This window comes from Rhabdothermincola sp. (assembly GCF_036846205.1).
Lineage (GTDB): Bacteria > Actinomycetota > Acidimicrobiia > Acidimicrobiales > Acidimicrobilacustridaceae > Rhabdothermincola.
The window spans coordinates 1-16273 of sequence record NZ_DAIUCK010000011.1; the positions used below are offsets into that span (position 1 = coordinate 1).

General features: G+C 71.0%; 14 protein-coding genes and 1 pseudogene. 11 read left to right on the forward strand and 4 right to left on the reverse strand.

The annotated features are described in order from the left end of the window. The 3 genes and pseudogenes from V7004_RS02910 to lipA all read left to right on the forward strand — a co-directional run. The coding region (locus V7004_RS02910; protein WP_334141996.1) for a dihydrolipoamide acetyltransferase family protein at nucleotides 1–1062 on the forward strand (1062 nt) is incomplete at its 5' end. An 11-nt stretch (nucleotides 1063–1073) separates the two neighbouring features. Continuing rightward, nucleotides 1074–1673: pseudogene (gene lipB / locus V7004_RS15805) on the forward strand (lipoyl(octanoyl) transferase LipB); the annotation flags it as partial. A gap of 81 nt (nucleotides 1674–1754) precedes the next feature. Further along, nucleotides 1755–2765: a lipoyl synthase gene (gene lipA / locus V7004_RS15810; protein ID WP_442967997.1), complete on the forward strand. Its 1011-nt coding sequence runs from the start codon at nucleotides 1755–1757 to the stop codon at nucleotides 2763–2765. Nucleotides 2766–2833: 68 nt separating this feature from the next. Here lipA and V7004_RS02920 read toward each other — a convergent pair whose 3' ends face one another. Both V7004_RS02920 and V7004_RS02925 read right to left on the reverse strand, forming a co-directional pair. After that, nucleotides 2834–3178: a hypothetical protein gene (locus V7004_RS02920; protein WP_334141998.1), complete on the reverse strand. Its 345-nt coding sequence runs from the start codon at nucleotides 3176–3178 to the stop codon at nucleotides 2834–2836. Next, the gene (locus V7004_RS02925) at nucleotides 3175–3762 is read right to left on the reverse strand and encodes an NAD(P)-binding domain-containing protein (protein WP_334142000.1); all 588 of its coding nucleotides are present in this window, start codon (nucleotides 3760–3762) and stop codon (nucleotides 3175–3177) included. Before V7004_RS02925 ends, V7004_RS02920 begins: the two co-directional genes overlap by 4 nt. Nucleotides 3763–3897: 135 nt before the next feature. On the opposite strand from V7004_RS02925, the gene V7004_RS02930 reads away from it, so the two are divergent. The 4 genes from V7004_RS02930 to ligD are packed head-to-tail and all read left to right on the forward strand — an operon-like array spanning nucleotide 3898 to nucleotide 7722. Continuing rightward, nucleotides 3898–5019 (forward strand): M24 family metallopeptidase, encoded by a 1122-nt coding sequence (locus V7004_RS02930; RefSeq protein ID WP_334142002.1) that lies wholly within the window; start codon nucleotides 3898–3900, stop codon nucleotides 5017–5019. Nucleotides 5020–5038: 19 nt separating this feature from the next. Then, nucleotides 5039–5896 (forward strand): hypothetical protein, encoded by an 858-nt coding sequence (locus tag V7004_RS02935; protein ID WP_334142004.1) that lies wholly within the window; start codon nucleotides 5039–5041, stop codon nucleotides 5894–5896. A 30-nt stretch (nucleotides 5897–5926) separates the two neighbouring features. Next, nucleotides 5927–6805 (forward strand): non-homologous end joining protein Ku, encoded by an 879-nt coding sequence (gene ku / locus V7004_RS02940; RefSeq protein ID WP_334142006.1) that lies wholly within the window; start codon nucleotides 5927–5929, stop codon nucleotides 6803–6805. Between the two features lie 14 nt (nucleotides 6806–6819). Further along, nucleotides 6820–7722 (forward strand): non-homologous end-joining DNA ligase, encoded by a 903-nt coding sequence (gene ligD / locus V7004_RS02945; RefSeq protein ID WP_334142007.1) that lies wholly within the window; start codon nucleotides 6820–6822, stop codon nucleotides 7720–7722. A 15-nt stretch (nucleotides 7723–7737) separates the two neighbouring features. Here ligD and metH read toward each other — a convergent pair whose 3' ends face one another. After that, on the reverse strand, nucleotides 7738–11223 hold the full coding sequence (gene metH, locus V7004_RS02950) for a methionine synthase (RefSeq protein ID WP_334142009.1): 3486 nt from the start codon (nucleotides 11221–11223) through the stop codon (nucleotides 7738–7740). A gap of 89 nt (nucleotides 11224–11312) precedes the next feature. Here metH and V7004_RS02955 point away from each other — a divergent pair, with 89 nt between their 5' ends. Together V7004_RS02955 and V7004_RS02960 are read left to right on the forward strand one after the other, a co-directional pair. After that, nucleotides 11313–11882: a cob(I)yrinic acid a,c-diamide adenosyltransferase gene (locus tag V7004_RS02955; protein WP_334142011.1), complete on the forward strand. Its 570-nt coding sequence runs from the start codon at nucleotides 11313–11315 to the stop codon at nucleotides 11880–11882. After that, nucleotides 11882–13339: a leucyl aminopeptidase gene (locus V7004_RS02960; protein WP_334142013.1), complete on the forward strand. Its 1458-nt coding sequence runs from the start codon at nucleotides 11882–11884 to the stop codon at nucleotides 13337–13339. Before V7004_RS02955 ends, V7004_RS02960 begins: the two co-directional genes overlap by 1 nt. On the opposite strand, the gene V7004_RS02965 is transcribed toward V7004_RS02960, so the two are convergent. Then, complete coding sequence (locus tag V7004_RS02965) at nucleotides 13336–13998, reverse strand: hypothetical protein (protein WP_334142015.1); 663 nt, start codon at nucleotides 13996–13998, stop codon at nucleotides 13336–13338. The two genes, V7004_RS02960 and V7004_RS02965, sit on opposite strands and share 4 nt — an antisense overlap. A gap of 107 nt (nucleotides 13999–14105) precedes the next feature. Here V7004_RS02965 and V7004_RS02970 point away from each other — a divergent pair, with 107 nt between their 5' ends. Together V7004_RS02970 and moeB are read left to right on the forward strand one after the other, a co-directional pair. Next, entirely contained in the window at nucleotides 14106–14897 is a 792-nt protein-coding gene (locus V7004_RS02970; RefSeq protein WP_334142017.1) for an SIR2 family NAD-dependent protein deacylase, read from the forward strand. A gap of 125 nt (nucleotides 14898–15022) precedes the next feature. Continuing rightward, complete coding sequence (moeB, locus tag V7004_RS02975; protein ID WP_334142019.1) at nucleotides 15023–16186, forward strand: molybdopterin-synthase adenylyltransferase MoeB; 1164 nt, start codon at nucleotides 15023–15025, stop codon at nucleotides 16184–16186. The last annotated feature ends 87 nt before the right edge of the window (nucleotides 16187–16273 follow it).

The following is a 16273-nucleotide window of genomic DNA, read 5'->3' on the forward strand; positions in this document are numbered from 1 at the left end:
GCCCCGTCGGCGCCGTCTGCGGTTACCCCTGCGGCGGCCACCGACGGCCAGACGAAAGGGCGGCTCATGTCGCCGGTGGTGCGCCAGCTCGTGCACGACTACGGGCTCGACGCCAGCCGGATCACCCCCACCGGGCCGGGCGGGCGGATCACCCGGGCGGACGTCGAGCGCGAGATCCGCGCCCGGGGCGCCACCCGCGCGGTGGACCGGCCCGCGCCGCCGGCTGCCGTCGGGCCGTCGCCTGCCGTCGGGCCGTCGCCTGCCGCGCCCTCGCCCGCCGGGCCCTCCGCTGCTCCGCCCGTCGAGCCGGCACCACGGCGGCGAGCCGCACCCGCCCCGCGGTCGGGCACCGGTGACACGGTGGAGCCGCTCAACAACATCCGCCGCCGAACGGCCGAGCACATGGTGGCCTCCAAGGCCACCTCACCCCACGCCTACACCGTGGTGGAGGTCGACTACGAGAACGTCGAGCGGGTGCGGCGGGCGCACCGCGACGAGTGGAAGGCCACCGAGGGCTTCAGCCTCACCTACCTGCCCTTCATCGCCCGAGCGGTGATCGACGCGCTGGCCGACTTCCCGCACCTCAACGCCACCGTCGGTGACGGCGAGCTGGTGGTCCACAACTACGTCAACCTGGCCATCGCCGTCGACCTCGACTTCGAGGGTCTGCTGGCCCCCGTCATCCACGAGGCCGACGACCTGCGGCTGCGGGCGATCGCCCGGGCCATCAACGACCTCGCCACCCGGGCTCGCACCAAGAAGCTCTCCGTCGACGACATCACCGGAGGTACCTTCACGATCTCGAACTCCGGGTCGTTCGGCAGCTATCTGGTGCTGCCGATCATCAACCAGCCGCAGGTGGCGATCCTCAGCACCGACGGGGTGTCCCGCAGACCGGTGGTGGTCACCGCGGAGGATGGCACGGAGGCCGTGGCCATCCACTCGGTCGGGCTGCTGGGCATGAGCTGGGACCATCGCGCCTTCGACGGCGCCTACGCAGCCGCGTTCCTGGCCGCGGTGAAGGCGAGCATCGAGACACGCGACTGGGAGGCGGAGCTCTGACCGGCCGGGCGCTGCACGTCCGCTGGCTCGGGCAGGTCCCGTACCGGGAAGCGCACACCCTCCAGCAGGGCCTGTTCGAGCACGGGCGCGACGACTGGCTGCTGCTGCTGGAGCACCCGCACGTGTACACGCTGGGAGCCCGCGGCGACCTCGCCCACGTGCTCGTCCCCCCGGCGGAGGTGGGCGCCGAGCTGGTGCGCGCCGATCGGGGCGGGGACGTCACCTATCACGGTCCCGGCCAGCTCGTCGGCTACCCGATCCTCACCGTGCCGGGCAAGCGCGGCGGGGGCATGGCGGACACGGTGGCCTACGTGCGCGCCGTCGAGCAGCTCCTCATCGACGTGCTGGGCGCCCTCGGCCTGCGCGACGTGGGTCGGCTGCCCGACTACCCGGGGGTCTGGGTGGAGCCCGCGGGGCCGCGTCCACGCAAGATCGCGGCCATCGGGGTGCGGCTGGCGAGGGGCCGCTCGATGCACGGGTTCGCGCTCAACGTCGATCCCGATCTGGCCATGTTCGGCCACATCGTGCCCTGCGGCATCGCCGACAAGGCCGTCACCTCGCTGCGAGCCGAGGGCATCGATGCCGATCTGCACCGGGTGGTCGACGCGGTCGTCGACCGAGCGGTCACCCGCTGGGCAGGCCCGGCCGGCTGGGACCGGGCGGACGTCGTGTGGCGCCGCTCGCCGGCCGACCTGGCGCCGTTCAGCCGGGGAGAAGGGCCAGGTGAACGCCCCGGGCCGAGCGGTGAGGGCTCCCTGCGCCTCCGGGGACGCCTGGCCGAGGCAGGGGTGGCCGGGGGCCACGACCTCCACGAACGCAAGCCGCGCTGGATGCGCGCCGAGGTGCGCATCGGCGACGGCTACCTGCGGCTGAAGCGCACGATGCGCGAGCTTGGGCTGGTCACGGTGTGCGAGGAGGCGGGCTGCCCCAACATCTTCGAATGCTGGGCCGACGGCACGGCCACGTTCATGATCAACGGTGAGCGTTGCACCCGGGCCTGTGGCTTCTGCCTGGTGGACACCCGGCGACCCGGCCCACTCGACCCCGACGAGCCGGCCCGGGTGGCCGAGGCGGTGCATCGGATGGGTCTGCAGTACGCCGTGGTGACCGCGGTGGCTCGCGACGACCTGCCCGACGGCGGGGCCAGTGCCTTCGCCGCCACCATCGACGCCATCCGGGCCCGCACGCCACAGGTGGCGATCGAAGTGCTCATCCCCGACTGCAAGGGTGACGCGGGCGCGCTGGCGACCATCTTCGACGCCCGCCCCGACGTGCTGAACCACAACCTGGAGACCGTCGCCCGCCTCCAGCGAGCCGTGCGACCCTCGGCGGAGTACGCCCGCAGCCTCGCGGTGCTCGCGGCCGCCAAGCGAGCCGGCCTGACCACCAAGTCCGGACTGGTCCTCGGGTTCGGCGAGACCTTCGACGAGGTGGTGGCCGCGCTGGCGGATCTCGCCGGTGTGGGCACCGACATCGTCACCCTCGGCCAGTACCTGCGGCCCAGCTCGTACCACCTGCCGGTGGCCCGGTGGTGGGAGCCCGATGAGTTCGCCGAGCTGGCCCGCATCGGCGAGCGGATGGGCATCGCCCACGTGGAGGCCGGCCCCCTCACCCGCTCCAGTTACCACGCTCGCCAGGCGGCTGGGGCCGCGGACGATGCGGCGACACGAGCGGCCCCGGTCACCGGCGCCGGGCGTCACTGAGCAGGTGGCTGGACGGGGCGCGAGCGTCAGCTCGTGGCCCGCTCGCCGAGCTGGCGGCGCAGCGCAGCCTAGAACTCGAACAGCTCCGGCGGCAGCGCCTCGGCCTTGAGCCATTCCAGGGTGGGGTGGCCGCCATCGCGCTCCGCGTCCCACTCGTCGGCGAAGCGGCCATCCGCGATGGCTTCGACGATGTCGCGCATGGTGGCGGCCACGTCGATGTGGTCGTAGCGGTCGGCCCGTGAGAGCTGCCCGTACTGGCTCGTGGGGGAGTGGTGCGCCATCTGGGCGGCGTACCCCTCCCGGCGGAGCAGTCGGTAGGAGCGCTCCACCTCGCCGGACAGGAACAGCTCGCACAGCACGGCCTCGAGCGGGGTGCCGCGCTCGAGCATGACCTCGACGAACGACGTGCTCACCCGGCGCAGCGCGGGGCGAGTGCCTGCTCGACCGCCAGGTCCAGCACCGCCTCCTGCATGGCGGTCAGCTCGATGACACCCTGGCGGAGGCCGCCGATGGCGCCGGCGAGCGCCAGCAGCCGGGCTTTGGCCCATCCGGTGACCTCGGCGTGCACCCCGAGCGCGGTGATGAACCCGACCCCTTCCTCGTAGCAGCGGCGGACCTCCGGGCCGAGCATCCGGGGAGCGATCATCCCGACGTCGCACGGGTACCGCACCCGGTCGAAGGCCAGGCAGTACCCGCTGGCGAGCACCACCAGCGCGTCGTCGCGGGGCACGACCTCGACGGTGGGGATGACGTCGTCGGGCACGAGCAGGCACACGACGTCCGCGCCGTGCATGCCGTCGAGGTCGGCCACGGCGAACCCGTCGGCGACCGCCGCGTCGCGGGAGGTGTCGGCGCGCACGTGCACCCGTACATCGAGGCCCGAGTCGCGCAGGTTGAGCGCCCAGCACCGGCCCTGGTTGCCGTAGCCGACCACCGCGACCGTGGCGCCGGCGAGCGGGGTGGGGTCGGCGTCCGCCTCGTGGTAGATGACGGTCACGATCGGCTCGTTCGGGTCACGCCGCACGGCCCGTCGCGCACGGCGTGGCGCGGCCTGGCCTCGGCTGGGTCGACATCGTAGGGAGCGGGTCGGCGGCGTGCCTGGGCGCGCCGCGCTCCCGTAGCCTTGGCCGCGATGTCTTCCCCGTCCCCCCACGCGGCGCGCGTGGCTCGCGTGCGGCGAGCCATGGAGGAGGCCGGCGTCGACGTGCTGTTGCTGTCGGTGGGCGCGGACCTGCCGTGGCTGATCGGCTACGAGGCCATGCCGCTCGAGCGCCTCACCATGCTGGTCGTGCCCCGCGACGCGCAGCCCACGCTGGTGGTCCCCGCGCTCGAAGCGCCGCGAGTCCGCGAGGAGCCGGAGGTCTTCGGGATGCGGACCTGGGACGAGACCGACGACCCTGTGGAGCTGGTCGCGGGCCTGGCCGGGTCGGCTTCGGTAGCCGCGATCGGGAACCGCACCTGGGCGCAGTTCCTCATCGAGCTGCAGCAGCGCATGCCGGGCACGACCTTCCGCAATGCCAGCGACATCACCGGGCCCCTGCGAGCGGTGAAGGAGCCGGGCGAGATCGCCGCCCTCCGGCGGGCGGCCGCGGCGGTCGATCGGGTGGCGGGCCAGCTCCAGCAGGGTGAGATCCCGCTCGTCGGTCGCACGGAGGCCGAGGTCGCCGCCGAGCTGGGCCGGCGAATCCTGGCAGAGGGTCACCAGCGGGTGAACTTCGCCATCGTCGCCTCGGGCGAGAACGCGGCCAGCCCGCATCATGAGCCCGGCAACCGGGTCATCCAGCCGAACGAGATCGTCCTGTGCGATTTCGGGGGCACCATGGCCGCGGCCGACGGTGCCGGGTACTGCTCGGACATCACCCGCTGCGTGTACACCGGCGAGCCGCCGCCGGAGGTTCGCGACCTGTACCGGGTGCTGCGCGACGCACAGGAGGCAGCGGTCGCCGGGGCGAAGGCCGGCGTGACGGGCGAGGAGGTCGACGCCATCGCCCGAGGCCGCATCACCGAAGCGGGCTTCGGCGAGTGCTTCATCCACCGTACGGGTCACGGCATCGGCGTGGAGGAGCACGAGGACCCCTACATCGTGGCCGGCAACCACACACCTCTGGTGGCGGGCAACGCGTTCTCGATCGAGCCTGGCATCTACCTGGCCGGCCGCTTCGGTGCCCGGCTCGAGGACATCGTGGTGGTCGGCGAGGGGGGACCCGAGCCGCTCAACGCCGCCGACCACGACCTCGTCCCGGTCGACGCGTGATGGGTGGGCACGAACGGCGATGATCGGCTTCGACGGTGCGTCCTTCCTCCTGCAATGGGCGGCGGGCGGGCTGCTGTTCCTGTGGGTCACCACCCGCCGCCGAGAGGTGGGCCTGGGATACGGCTGGTTGATGCGCGGGATCTTCGGGTTGATGGCGCTCGGCGCGGCGTACGTCGGTTTCGTCGTGATCGACACCGAGCCGGTCAGGGACCTGGCCTCGCTCGGCACCGCCATCGCGACCGGGGTCGCGCTCGCGGTCTCGGTGGCCCGTCGCAAGGCCGGGGTGTCGGGTCAGCTGGCGCTCGCCGAGCAGCGATCGGCCCGGGTGGCAGCCATGACCGGGATCGACCGCGCCCCGGCGACTCGGGATCCATCCGTCCCCGAGTTCCCGCCCTGGCTCGACCTGGTCGCGCCCTGCATCGGGTTCGCCGGTGTGGTCGCCGCCGCGGTGGGAGCAGGAGGGCCGCACTGGCTGGCCGTGGCCCGCTTCGTGGTCGGCGCGGCGTTCCTCGGCGCGGTCACCGATGCGATGCTGCTCGGCCACTGGTACCTCGTGCAGCCGGGGCTGGCCCGCGCCCCGCTGCTCGAGCTGGTGCGCTGGGTCGGCTGGCTCTGGGTGCCCGAGGTGCTGCTCCTGCTCGTCCCGACGGGGATGCTCTCCGCCCTCGACGGCACCATCGACGATGGGTACAACGGCCTGCTGTCGTGGTTCTGGGTGGCCTGCGCGCTGACGACCGGCGCCTTGATCGTGGTCACCCGGCTGGCGCTCAAGGAGCGCTACTACTCGGCGGTCATGGCGGCCACGGGGTTGCTCTACCTGGCCATCCTGACCGCGTTCGGTACCGATCTGGTGGCTCGGGCGCTACTCTCGAGCTGAGCGGGCGGCCCCCAGGGAAGGGAAGAGCCCATGCCGCGAGCCATCTGGAGCGGGTCGATCAGCTTCGGCCTGGTCAACATTCCCGTGAAGCTGTACAGCGCGGTGACTCGCAAGACCGTGCAGTTCAACCAGCTCGACGCCCGCACGCACGCCCGGGTCAAGCAGAAGCGCGTCTCGGCCGAGACAGGTGAAGAGGTCCCCTGGGAACAGGTCGTCAAGGGCTACGAGCTGGGCTCGGGCAACTACGTGGTGATCACCGACGAGGAGCTGGCTGCACTCGACCCCAAAGCGGTGCGCACGATCGACATCGAGGAGTTCGTCGACCTCGCGGACATCGATCCGATCTTCTACGACTCCGCGTACTACCTGGCGCCCGACGCCGCGGCCAAGCCCTATGCGTTGCTCGCCAAGGCGATGGAGGCAGAGGGCAAGGTCGGCATCGCCCACTTCGTGATGCGCACCAAGCAGTACCTGGCGGCGATCCGGCCCAGGGACGGTGTGCTGCTCCTGTCGACGATGGTCTACGCCGACGAGATCAACGACCCGGCGCAGATCCCCGAGCTGGCCGATCTGGGCGAGATGGAGCTTCCCGACAAGGAGCTGGTGATGGCCCGCCAGCTCATCGCCACCCTCTCGGCGGACTTCGAGCCGGAGAAGTTCCACGACACCTACCGTGAAGCGGTGATCGATCTCATCGAGCAGAAAGCCCGGGGAGCCGGGGTGGTGGCCGCGCCGGCGACCGCGGAGCCCGCCAAGGTGGTCGACCTGATGGCGGCGCTGGAGGCTTCGGTCGCGGCGGCGAGAGAGGCTCGCAAGCGGCACCCGACGGCGCACGAGCCGCAGCCCGACGCCGAGGGCGCTGCCACCGGGGAGGGTTCCGCCGCCGAAGCCCGCACCGCGACGGGTTGATCGCCCAGCGCTCCATGTCGTCTCCCACCCTCGTGGAGATCGAGGGGCACCAGCTCAAGCTCACCAACCTCGACAAGGTGCTCTACCCCGAGGCGGGGTTCACGAAGGCCGAGGTGGTCGACTACTACGCGCGCATCGCGCCGGTGATGCTGCCCCATCTCCGCGATCGCATCGTGACGTTCCGCCGGTTCCCCGACGGGGTCGACGGGGAGTCGTTCTTCGAGAAGCGATGCCCGGGCCATCGCCCCGAGTGGGTGCCCGTGGCCGAAGGCCCCGGCGACCGGGGTGGGCCGATCCGCTACTGCGTGCTGGATTCCGTCGCCGCGCTGGTGTGGGCCGCGAACCTGGCGGCGCTGGAGCTGCACACCCCGATGTCGCGCGCCGGGGACATGCACGCCCCGACCATGGTGGTCTTCGACCTCGATCCGGGACCGCCCGCGGGCATGGCGGCCTGCGCCGAGGTGGCCTTGCTCATCCGCGACACGTTGGCCGGCCTCGGGCTGCGTTCGGTCGCGAAGACCTCAGGTTCGAAAGGCCTGCAGCTGTACGTGCCGCTCAACTGCTACCACCACACCGACCACGCCAAGTCCTTCTCCCTCGCGGTCGCGCAGCTCATCGAGAAGCACCACCCCTCCCTGGTGGTGACGGACCAGAAGAAGGAGCTCCGGCGAGGCAAGGTGCTCATCGACTGGAGCCAGAACGCCTACTTCAAGACCACGATCTGCGCCTACTCGCTACGGGCCCGGCCCCGCCCGACCGTGTCCACCCCGGTGACCTGGGAGGAGGTCGAAGCAGCCGCTGGCGGCCAGCCGCTCTCGTTCGAGGCCGCCGAGGTGCTCGATCGGGTCGCACAGCTCGGGGACCTGTTCGCGGACGCGGCCAGCCTCGAACAGCGCATCCCGGCACCCATGCGGTAGGGGTGGCGGGCTCGCTCAGCGGGCCACGAAGTACTTGGCTTGGGGATGGTGGCAGATGATCGCCGAGGTGGTCTGTTCGGGCTGGTACTGAAAGCCGGTCTCCTCGCTGACCTCGATGCCGATCCGCCCCGCGTCGAGCAGCTCGGCCACCTTCATGTTGTCCTCGAGGTCGGGGCAGGCGGGGTACCCCCACGAGTAGCGACCGCCCCGGTACTGCTGGCGGAACAGACCCGCCAGTGTGGGGCCGTCCTCGTCGGCGAAGCCCCATTCCTCCCGGATCCGACGGTGCCAGTACTCGGCCAGTGCCTCGGCCATCTCCACCCCGAGACCGTGCAAGAGGAGGTATTCCTGGTAGCGGTCGGTGGCGAACAGCTCGGCGGTCAGCTCGCTGACCCGGGGACCCATCGTCACGATGTGGAACGCGGCGAAGTCGGCCTCCCCCGAGTCCAGGGGCCGGAAGAAGTCGGCGATGCACAGCCACGGCTCGGTGCTCTGGCGGGGGAACCGGAACCGCATCCATTCTGCGGACCGGCTCTCGTCCTTCCAGATGACCAGGTCCTGCCCGTCGGCATTGGCGGGGAAGTAGCCGTAGACCACCTGTGGGACCAGCACGTCGCCGGCTTTGGCCTTCGCCAGTTGCTCGCGCAGCGTCGGCCGGATGCGGGCCTTGAAGTCCTCGTCGCTCTCGCCCTTCTGCGGCCGGAACTGCCACTGATTGCGGAACAGCGCGGTCTCGTTGAGGTACGCGGCGATGTCGTCCAGCGGGATGCCCTTCACGACCTTCGAACCGATGAACGGCGGCACGAACACCGGGTTGTCGGTGGTCACCTCCGGTGAGCGGGCCGGCAGGGTCGCGGGATCGACCTCGAGCCTCGTGGTGGCGGATCGAGCCGGCACCCTCGAGGCGGAGGGCACCCGACCCCAGTCGGGGTCGTCGTCGACGCCGGTGCGCTTGATCTCACCCAGCCGATCCATCACCCAGAGCCCCTCGAACGCGTCCTTGCCGTAGAAGACCCGGCCCTCGTAGACCTCGCGCAGGTCACGCTCGACGTAGCTACGGGTCAGCGCTGCGCCGCCCAGCAGGACCGGGATGTCAGCCAGGCCGCGGGCGTTCAGCTCCTCGAGGTTGTCGCGCATGATGAGCGTGCTCTTCACCAGCAGCCCGCTCATCCCGATGGCGTCCGCGCCCACCTCCAAGGCCTTCTCGATCATCTCGGCGATGCCGACCTTGATGCCGAGGTTGTGCACCTCGTATCCGTTGTTGGTGAGGATGATGTCGACGAGGTTCTTGCCGATGTCGTGCACGTCACCCTTGACGGTGGCGAGGACGATGCGGCCCTTGCCGCTGCCGCCGGCGGCGCGCTCCATGTGCGGTTCGAGGTGGGCGACGGCGGCTTTCATGGTCTCCGCGGACTGCAGGACGAACGGCAGCTGCATCTCGCCGGAGGCGAACAGGTCCCCGACGACCTTCATGCCGGCCAGGAGGATGTCGTTGATGATGTCGAGCGCGGGGATCCCCTTGGCGAGCGCCTCATCGAGGTCGTCGGTGAGCCCGTCGCGGTCGCCGTCGATGATGCGCTGCAAGAGCCGTTGCTCGACCGGCCAGCCCGAACGGTCCTCGCGCTCGGTCGTCACCTCCTCGACGCCTTCGAAGATCGCGAGCAGCTGCTGGAGCGGGTCGTAGTCCGGTCGGCGGCGGTCGTAGATCAGGTCGAGGCTGACCTCCCGCTGGTCATCGGGGATGCGGTTCAGCGGCATGATCTTCGCCGCGTGGACGATCGCCGAGTCCAGACCCACCTGCACGCATTCGTGGAGGAACACCGAGTTGAGCACATGGCGGGCCGCGGGCTTGAGGCCGAACGACACGTTCGACACCCCGAGGGTGGTGTACACGCCGGGGAGCTCCGCCTTGATCCGCCGGATGGCCTCGATGGTGGCCATGGCATCGCCACGAAGGTCCTCATCGCCGGTGGAGAGCGGGAAGGTCAGCGCGTCGAAGATCAGGTCGCTGGGCTCCAGGCCGTAGCGCCCGATGGCCAGATCGTGGATGCGGTGGGCGACGCGCATCTTCCACTCGACGTCGCGCGCCTGGCCTTCCTCGTCGATCAGCAGGCAGATCACCGCCGCGCCGTACTCGCGGGCCAGCGTCATGACCCGGTCGAAGCGCGAGCCAGGCCCGTCGCCCTCTTCGAGGTTGGCGGAGTTCAGGATGGCGCGACCACCGAAGCGCTGGAGCCCGGCCTCCATCACCGGCGGTTCGGTGGAGTCCAGCACGAGGGGCGCACTGGCCTGCGTCGCCAGGCGCGACACCAGCTCGTCCATGTCGGCCCGGCCGTCACGCCCCACATAGTCGACGCACACATCGAGCACGTGCGCACCTTCTCTGATCTGGTCCCTGGCCATCTGGACGCACACGTCCCAGTCGCCGGCCAGCATCGCTTCCCGGAACTTCTTCGAGCCGTTGGCGTTGGTGCGCTCGCCGATGATGAGGAAGGACGTGTCCTGCTCGAAGGGCACCAGCGAGTAGATCGAGGTCGCCCCCGGCTCGTGGATGGGCTCGCGGCGAGCCGGCTCGAGGTCCCGGCAGCGTTCGACGACCGCGCGCAGGTGCTCAGGGGTCGTCCCGCAACAGCCCCCCACCACGGTGACGCCGAGCTCGGTGATGAACCGGGCGTGGTGCTCGGCCAGATCAGCGGGGGAGAGGTCGTAGTGCATCCTGCCGTCGACCACCGACGGCAGCCCCGCGTTGGGGATGCACGCGATGGGCGTGCGAGCGTGCTGCGACAGATGCCGCAGGTGCTCGCTCATCTCCGCCGGACCGGTAGCGCAGTTGATGCCGATGACGTCGGGTCGGAGCGGCTCGAGGGCGCCGAGCGCGGCCGCGATCTCCGTGCCGAGCAGCATTCGCCCGGTGACTTCCATGGTGACCTGGAGCTGGACGGGCACCTGGCGGCCCAGCGCCGCCATCGCCCGCCGAGCACCGAGCAACGATGCCTTGACGCAGAGCAGGTCGAAGTGGGTCTCCATCAACAGCAGGTCGACGCCGCCCTCGATGAGCGCCCGGGCCTGGATCTCGTAGAGGTCGCGCAGCTCCGCGAAGCCGATCTGTCCCAGCGTGGGCGACTTGGTGCCCGGTCCCATCGAGCCGGCCACCCAACGAGGGTGGTCAGGGGTGCTGTAGCCGCTGGCCACCTCCCTGGCGATGCGGGCCGCGGCCAGGTTGAGCTCGTAGGCCCGGTCAGCGATGCCGTATTCGGCCAGCGGCACCCCGAACGCGCCGAACGTGCAGGTCTCGAGGACGTCGACGCCCACGTCCAGGAACCCGGCGTGCAGCTCGGCGATGACGTCGGGCCGGGTGACGGCGAGGATCTCGTTGCAGCCCTCCAGGTCTGGGCCCCCGAAGTCGTCCGCGGTGAGCTCCCTGGACTGCACGCCCGTGCCGAACGCGCCGTCGTAGATGACGACCCGGTTCCGTACGGCTTCCACGTAGCTGCTGGTCACCGGCCCGAGGCTACCGGTGGGTGGACGACGCCCGGAATCTGCTCGGGGACGTGCTCGCCCCAGAGAGGGGCCGCGTAGGCTCGGGTTCGATGAGGATCTACACCCGCAAGGGCGACGACGGGACGACCGGCCTGTACTTCGGCGGCCGGGTGGCGAAGGACTCCGCCCTCCCCACGGCCTACGGGACCGTGGACGAAGCCCAGGCGTTCATCGGCCTGGCGAGGGCCGAGGCGCAGCCGGGATCCGAGCTCGACCAGCTCCTCGTGGCCATCGAGCGTGACCTGTGGGTGCTGATGGCGGATCTCGCCACGGACGAGGCCAATCGGGCGAAGCTTGTCGCCGGGGAGACCCTCGTGACCGACGCCATGGTCGCGAGCTTGGAGCGCCGGATCGACGATCTGAGCGCGCGGTTCACGATGCCGTCCGAGTTCGTGGTGCCGGGCGGGAATCGGGTGGCGGCTGCGCTCGATGTGGCTCGCACCGTCGTACGGCGGGCGGAGCGTGACAGCCTGGCCGCCGCCGCGCCAGGCTCGAGGGTGATCGCCTACCTCAACCGGTTGAGCGACCTGCTGTGGACCATGGCCCGCTGGCAGGAGGGTGACTCCCTCACCGCCCGAGCGGTGGCGCCGCTCGCCGGTGAGGCCGAGAAGGGAGCGTGATGGCCGTCTCGTTCGAGCACCGCAGGACGGTCCCCGCCGGCGTCGACGCCGTCGTGGTCGGCGTGCCGAGCGATCGGCTCGAGTCGGCCGGCGTGCCGGTGGAGGCCCTCACGGGGCAGGGCTTCGAAGGCAAGGTCGACCAGGTGGCGACGATCCTGCGCGACGACGGCACCACGCAGGTGTTCGTCGGCGTGGGCCCCTCCGCCGAGGTCGACGTGCTCCGGGTGCGTCGTGCCGCCGCGATCGGCGCCCGGGCGTGTGCCCGGCGGCGCTCCGCGGCGCTGACCCTGCCCGAGCTGGTGCCCACCGAGGACCGGCTGGCGGCGATCGAGGCGATCGTCGAAGGCAGCCTGCTGGCGGGCTACCGGTTCGGCCGCTACAAGTCCGATCCGTCGCCGGTGGCGCTGGAGCGACTGGTGGTGGTGGACGGCACGTCCTTGGACGGCGACGACCGCGAGGCCGCCGTGCAGCGGGGCAGGCGGGTGGCCGAGGCGGTCGCGCTGGCACGCGACCTGGTGAACACCCCTGGCGGGGAGCTGACCCCGGCGTTGTTCGCGGAGGCCGCGGTCGAGGTGGCCGAGCGGGAGAACCTGCAGGTCACGGTGCTCGGCCCCGGCGAGATCGCCGAGGCGGGGCTCGGGGGGCTGCTCGGGGTGAACCGAGGTTCGACGAACCCGCCCCGCTTCGTGGAGCTGACCTACGAGCCGGACGACCCGCAGGGCTCGCTGGCGCTGGTCGGCAAGGGCATCACCTTCGACTCCGGCGGGCTGTCGATCAAGACCGCCGAGGGCATGATGACCATGAAGGACGACATGGGCGGCGCCGCCGCGGTGCTCGGCGCGTTCTCGGCCCTGGCGTCGGTGGCGCCGCGATGTCGGGTCAGCGGCTACCTGCCGTTGACCGACAACATGAGCGGGGGCGACGCGACTCGGCCGGGTGACGTGTTGAAGATCCGCAACGGCAAGACCGTGGAGGTGCTCAACACCGACGCCGAAGGCCGGCTCATCCTCGCGGACGCCCTGTCGCTCGCCTCCGAGGCCCGGCCGGATGCCATCGTCGACCTCGCCACCCTCACGGGTGCGGTGGAGGTCGCGCTCGGCAACCGCATCGCCGGCCTGATGGGGAACGACCAGCACTGGATCGACGAGGTGCGCGCTGCCGCGGAGCGGGTGGGGGAGCGGGTGTGGCCCTTGCCGATGCCCGACGAGTACCGGCCCCGGCTCGACTCGGAGGTGGCCGACCTGCGGAACATCTCCAAGACCAAAGACGCCGGCACGATCATCGCCGCGCTGTTCCTCCGGGAGTTCGTGGGAGCGGGGATCCCCTGGGCGCATCTCGACATCGCGGGCGTGGCCTGGTGGGGTGATGCCGCCGAGGCCGACGTCAGCCCCGGCGGCACCGGTTGGGGGGTTCGGACGCTGCTGGAGCTGGCGAAGACCTTCCGCAGCCGGTCCTAGCTGCTCACTGCCGAGGGTTCGGTGCGAGCCGGGGTGAGCGGTGGGGCAGTCGGCTGGCTGCGGTGGGCCACCGCCCACCGCACGGCGTCGTGGGCCAGGGCCGGGTGGAAGTGCCAACGGTGCAGCTGCCGCTCGGCGGCCTCGACGTCCTCACCGAGGTCCAGCATCGACAGGGCCAGCCCCCGTGCCCGCTCGCGCATCTCGGTGACGGTGACCCCGGGCGTGTTGGGGGTGGCGCCGCGCTCAAGCCAGCTCTGGTGCTCGCGCTGGAGGGACTCGGGGAGCCGGAGCGCCTGCTGGCGGGTCAGTGGGGGGAGCTTGCGCCGGACGGCGAGGGTGTCGGGGCCGAGGTAGCGAGCGGCCCCGAAGCGGCAGCTGCGATCGATCGATCGCATGAAGGGTGAGTTGCGGCCACCCCGCATGCCGACCCCGATGGCCCGGGCGGTCTCGGCCAGGTCGAGGGTGAAGCCGTCGGGGTGGGCGTCGAGCTGGTCCGCGACCCGCCGGAGCAGCCACACGGTCGACGGGCCGAGCACGCCCAACCAGAACTTCTCGACGTAGGTGGAGCGGGGGTCGTGCCCGAGCTGGTCGATCACCGGATCGGGCCACGGTTCCACGGCCAGGCGCTGCTGCGGGAAGGAGGGTTCGGTGAGGGGCATCGCGATCTCCGCCTTTCACATGATGTTTCGTGTTATTTGAGTTGACATCGTGCAACCTGGCAGCTCGTCGGCCGGCTGTCAAGGTCGGGCGGTGGCAGGCTGGTTCCATGGCCGACTGGATGCCCGAGCCCGACCCGGCCGCCATCGCCGCCGCCCGAGCCCTGCTGGAGGGGGCCCGATCGGTCACCGTGCTGACCGGCGCGGGGATCTCCACCGACAGCGGGATCCCCGACTTCCGCGGCCCGAACGGGCTGTGGACCAAGAACCCGAAGGCGGAACGCACCGCGCACATCGACCACTACGTCCGGGATCCGGAGGTGCGTGTCCTGGCCTGGCAGGGGCGCCTGCGCTGGATCGAGCTCGCCCCGGAGCCCAATGCCGGCCATCGGGCCCTGGTGGAGCTCGAGCGCCGCGGAGTGTTGCACTCGCTCGTCACCCAGAACATCGACGGGCTCCACCAGGCCGCAGGGCACGACCCCGCCCGGGTGGTGGAGGTCCACGGCACCATCCACGAGGTGGTGTGTCTGGCCTGCGAGCGCCGGGAGCCGGCGGGGCCGACCCTGGACCGGGTGCGGGCCGGCGAGGCGGACCCCCGTTGCCTGGACTGCGGTGGCCTGCTCAAGTCGGCCACCATCTCGTTCGGTCAGGGCCTCCGCCCCGAGGACCTGACCCGGGCCTTCGACGCCGCCGAGGCGTGCGATCTCCTGCTCGCCGCCGGTTCGACGCTGTCGGTCTACCCCGTGGCGGGGATGGTGCCCCACGCCAAGCGGGCGGGGGCCACGATCCTCATCGTCAACGCCGAGCCGACGGAGATGGACCCGCTGGCGGATCTCGTCGTGCACGGCTCGCTCAGCCGCATCCTGCCCGAGCTGGTGGGCCTGGATTCGCGTCAGACCTGAGGGCACAACTGAGGGTCGGACCCACCGGGGAATGGCCGCCGTGGCCGAATAGTTGACCAGGTTGGTAGGATTTCACCTCCGAGCCGGGCCTGTTGCCGGCCAGATCGCAGACGGGACCACCACCGATGCCCACCTATCGAGACCTGCTCTCCAAGACCAAGGCAGAGATCCGCGAGGTGACCACCGCCGAGGCCGACGAGCTGCGCACCCGCCCGGGAGTCGTGCTGCTCGACGTGCGTGAGCCCGACGAGCACGAGCAGGGGACGATCCCCGGTTCGGTCTTCGTCCCTCGTGGGCACCTGGAGTCCAGGATCGAGAATCTGGTTCCCGGGCGCGACACCCCGCTGGTGATCTTCTGCGCCGGCGGGAACCGCTCCGCGTTCGCGGCCAAGACCCTCACTGAGCTGGGCTACACCGACGTGGTCTCGATGGCAGGGGGTTTCAACCGCTGGAAGGACGAGGGTCGTGAGTGGGCGACCCCCCGGGTGCTGGAACCAGCCCAGCGCAACCGCTACCACCGCCACCTCCTGCTCCCCGAGGTCGGCGAGGAGGGGCAGCTCGCCCTGCTCGACGCCAAGGTTCTGCTGCTCGGCGCGGGCGGTCTCGGCTCACCCGCCGCCCTCTATCTCGCGGCGGCCGGGGTGGGCACCCTCGGCATCATCGACATGGACGTCGTGGACGAGTCCAACCTGCAGCGCCAGATCCTCCACAACGTCGACCGGGTCGGCGAGCGCAAGGTCGACTCGGCCAAGAAGACGTTGAGCGCGCTCAACCCGGACGTGAACGTCGTGGGCCACGACACGCGGCTGGGCGCCGACAACGTGGTCGAGCTGCTCTCGCAGTACGACATCGTGGTCGACGGGGCCGACAACTTCCCGAGCCGGTACCTGCTCAACGACGCCTCACTGAAGACCGGGACCCCGGTGGTGCACGGCTCGATCTTCCGCTTCGAGGGTCAAGCCACCGTGTTCAAACCCCACGACGGGCCGTGCTACCGGTGCTTCATCCCCGAGCCGCCACCCGCCGAGCTGGCGCCCTCCTGCGCCGAGGCCGGGGTGCTCGGGGTGCTGCCCGGCATCATCGGGTCGATCCAGGCCATGGAGGCCATCAAGCTCATCCTGGGGCTCGGGGACTCGCTGTCGGGACGCCTGCTCGTCTACGACGCGCTGGAGGAGTCGTTCCGCACCTACAAGATCAACCGTGACCCGAAGTGCCCGGCGTGCTCGATCCCGGCTGAGGAGATCGTGATCGCCGAGTACGACGAGCACTGCATGCCGCATCCCCGGTAGGCGGGAGAGCGGGGCGTCCGGGCGCCTCGCCTAGATTGCGTCGATCAGGCTGATCGAACGCATCCGGCGGGAGAACCCGCTGCCCGA

Bases quoted from the DNA above. Each gene is read 5' to 3' on its own strand.
- V7004_RS02930 (WP_334142002.1), top strand. From the start codon at position 3,898: ATGTCTTCCCCGTCCCCCCACGCGGCGCGCGTGGCTCGCGTGCGGCGA.
- V7004_RS02960 (WP_334142013.1), top strand. From the start codon at position 11,882: ATGGCCGTCTCGTTCGAGCACCGCAGGACGGTCCCCGCCGGCGTCGAC.
- moeB (WP_334142019.1), top strand. From the start codon at position 15,023: ATGCCCACCTATCGAGACCTGCTCTCCAAGACCAAGGCAGAGATCCGC.
- V7004_RS02970 (WP_334142017.1), top strand. From the start codon at position 14,106: ATGGCCGACTGGATGCCCGAGCCCGACCCGGCCGCCATCGCCGCCGCC.
- ligD (WP_334142007.1), top strand. From the start codon at position 6,820: ATGTCGTCTCCCACCCTCGTGGAGATCGAGGGGCACCAGCTCAAGCTC.
- ku (WP_334142006.1), top strand. From the start codon at position 5,927: ATGCCGCGAGCCATCTGGAGCGGGTCGATCAGCTTCGGCCTGGTCAAC.
- V7004_RS02965 (WP_334142015.1), bottom strand. From the start codon at position 13,998: ATGCCCCTCACCGAACCCTCCTTCCCGCAGCAGCGCCTGGCCGTGGAA.
- V7004_RS02935 (WP_334142004.1), top strand. From the start codon at position 5,039: ATGATCGGCTTCGACGGTGCGTCCTTCCTCCTGCAATGGGCGGCGGGC.
- V7004_RS02955 (WP_334142011.1), top strand. From the start codon at position 11,313: ATGAGGATCTACACCCGCAAGGGCGACGACGGGACGACCGGCCTGTAC.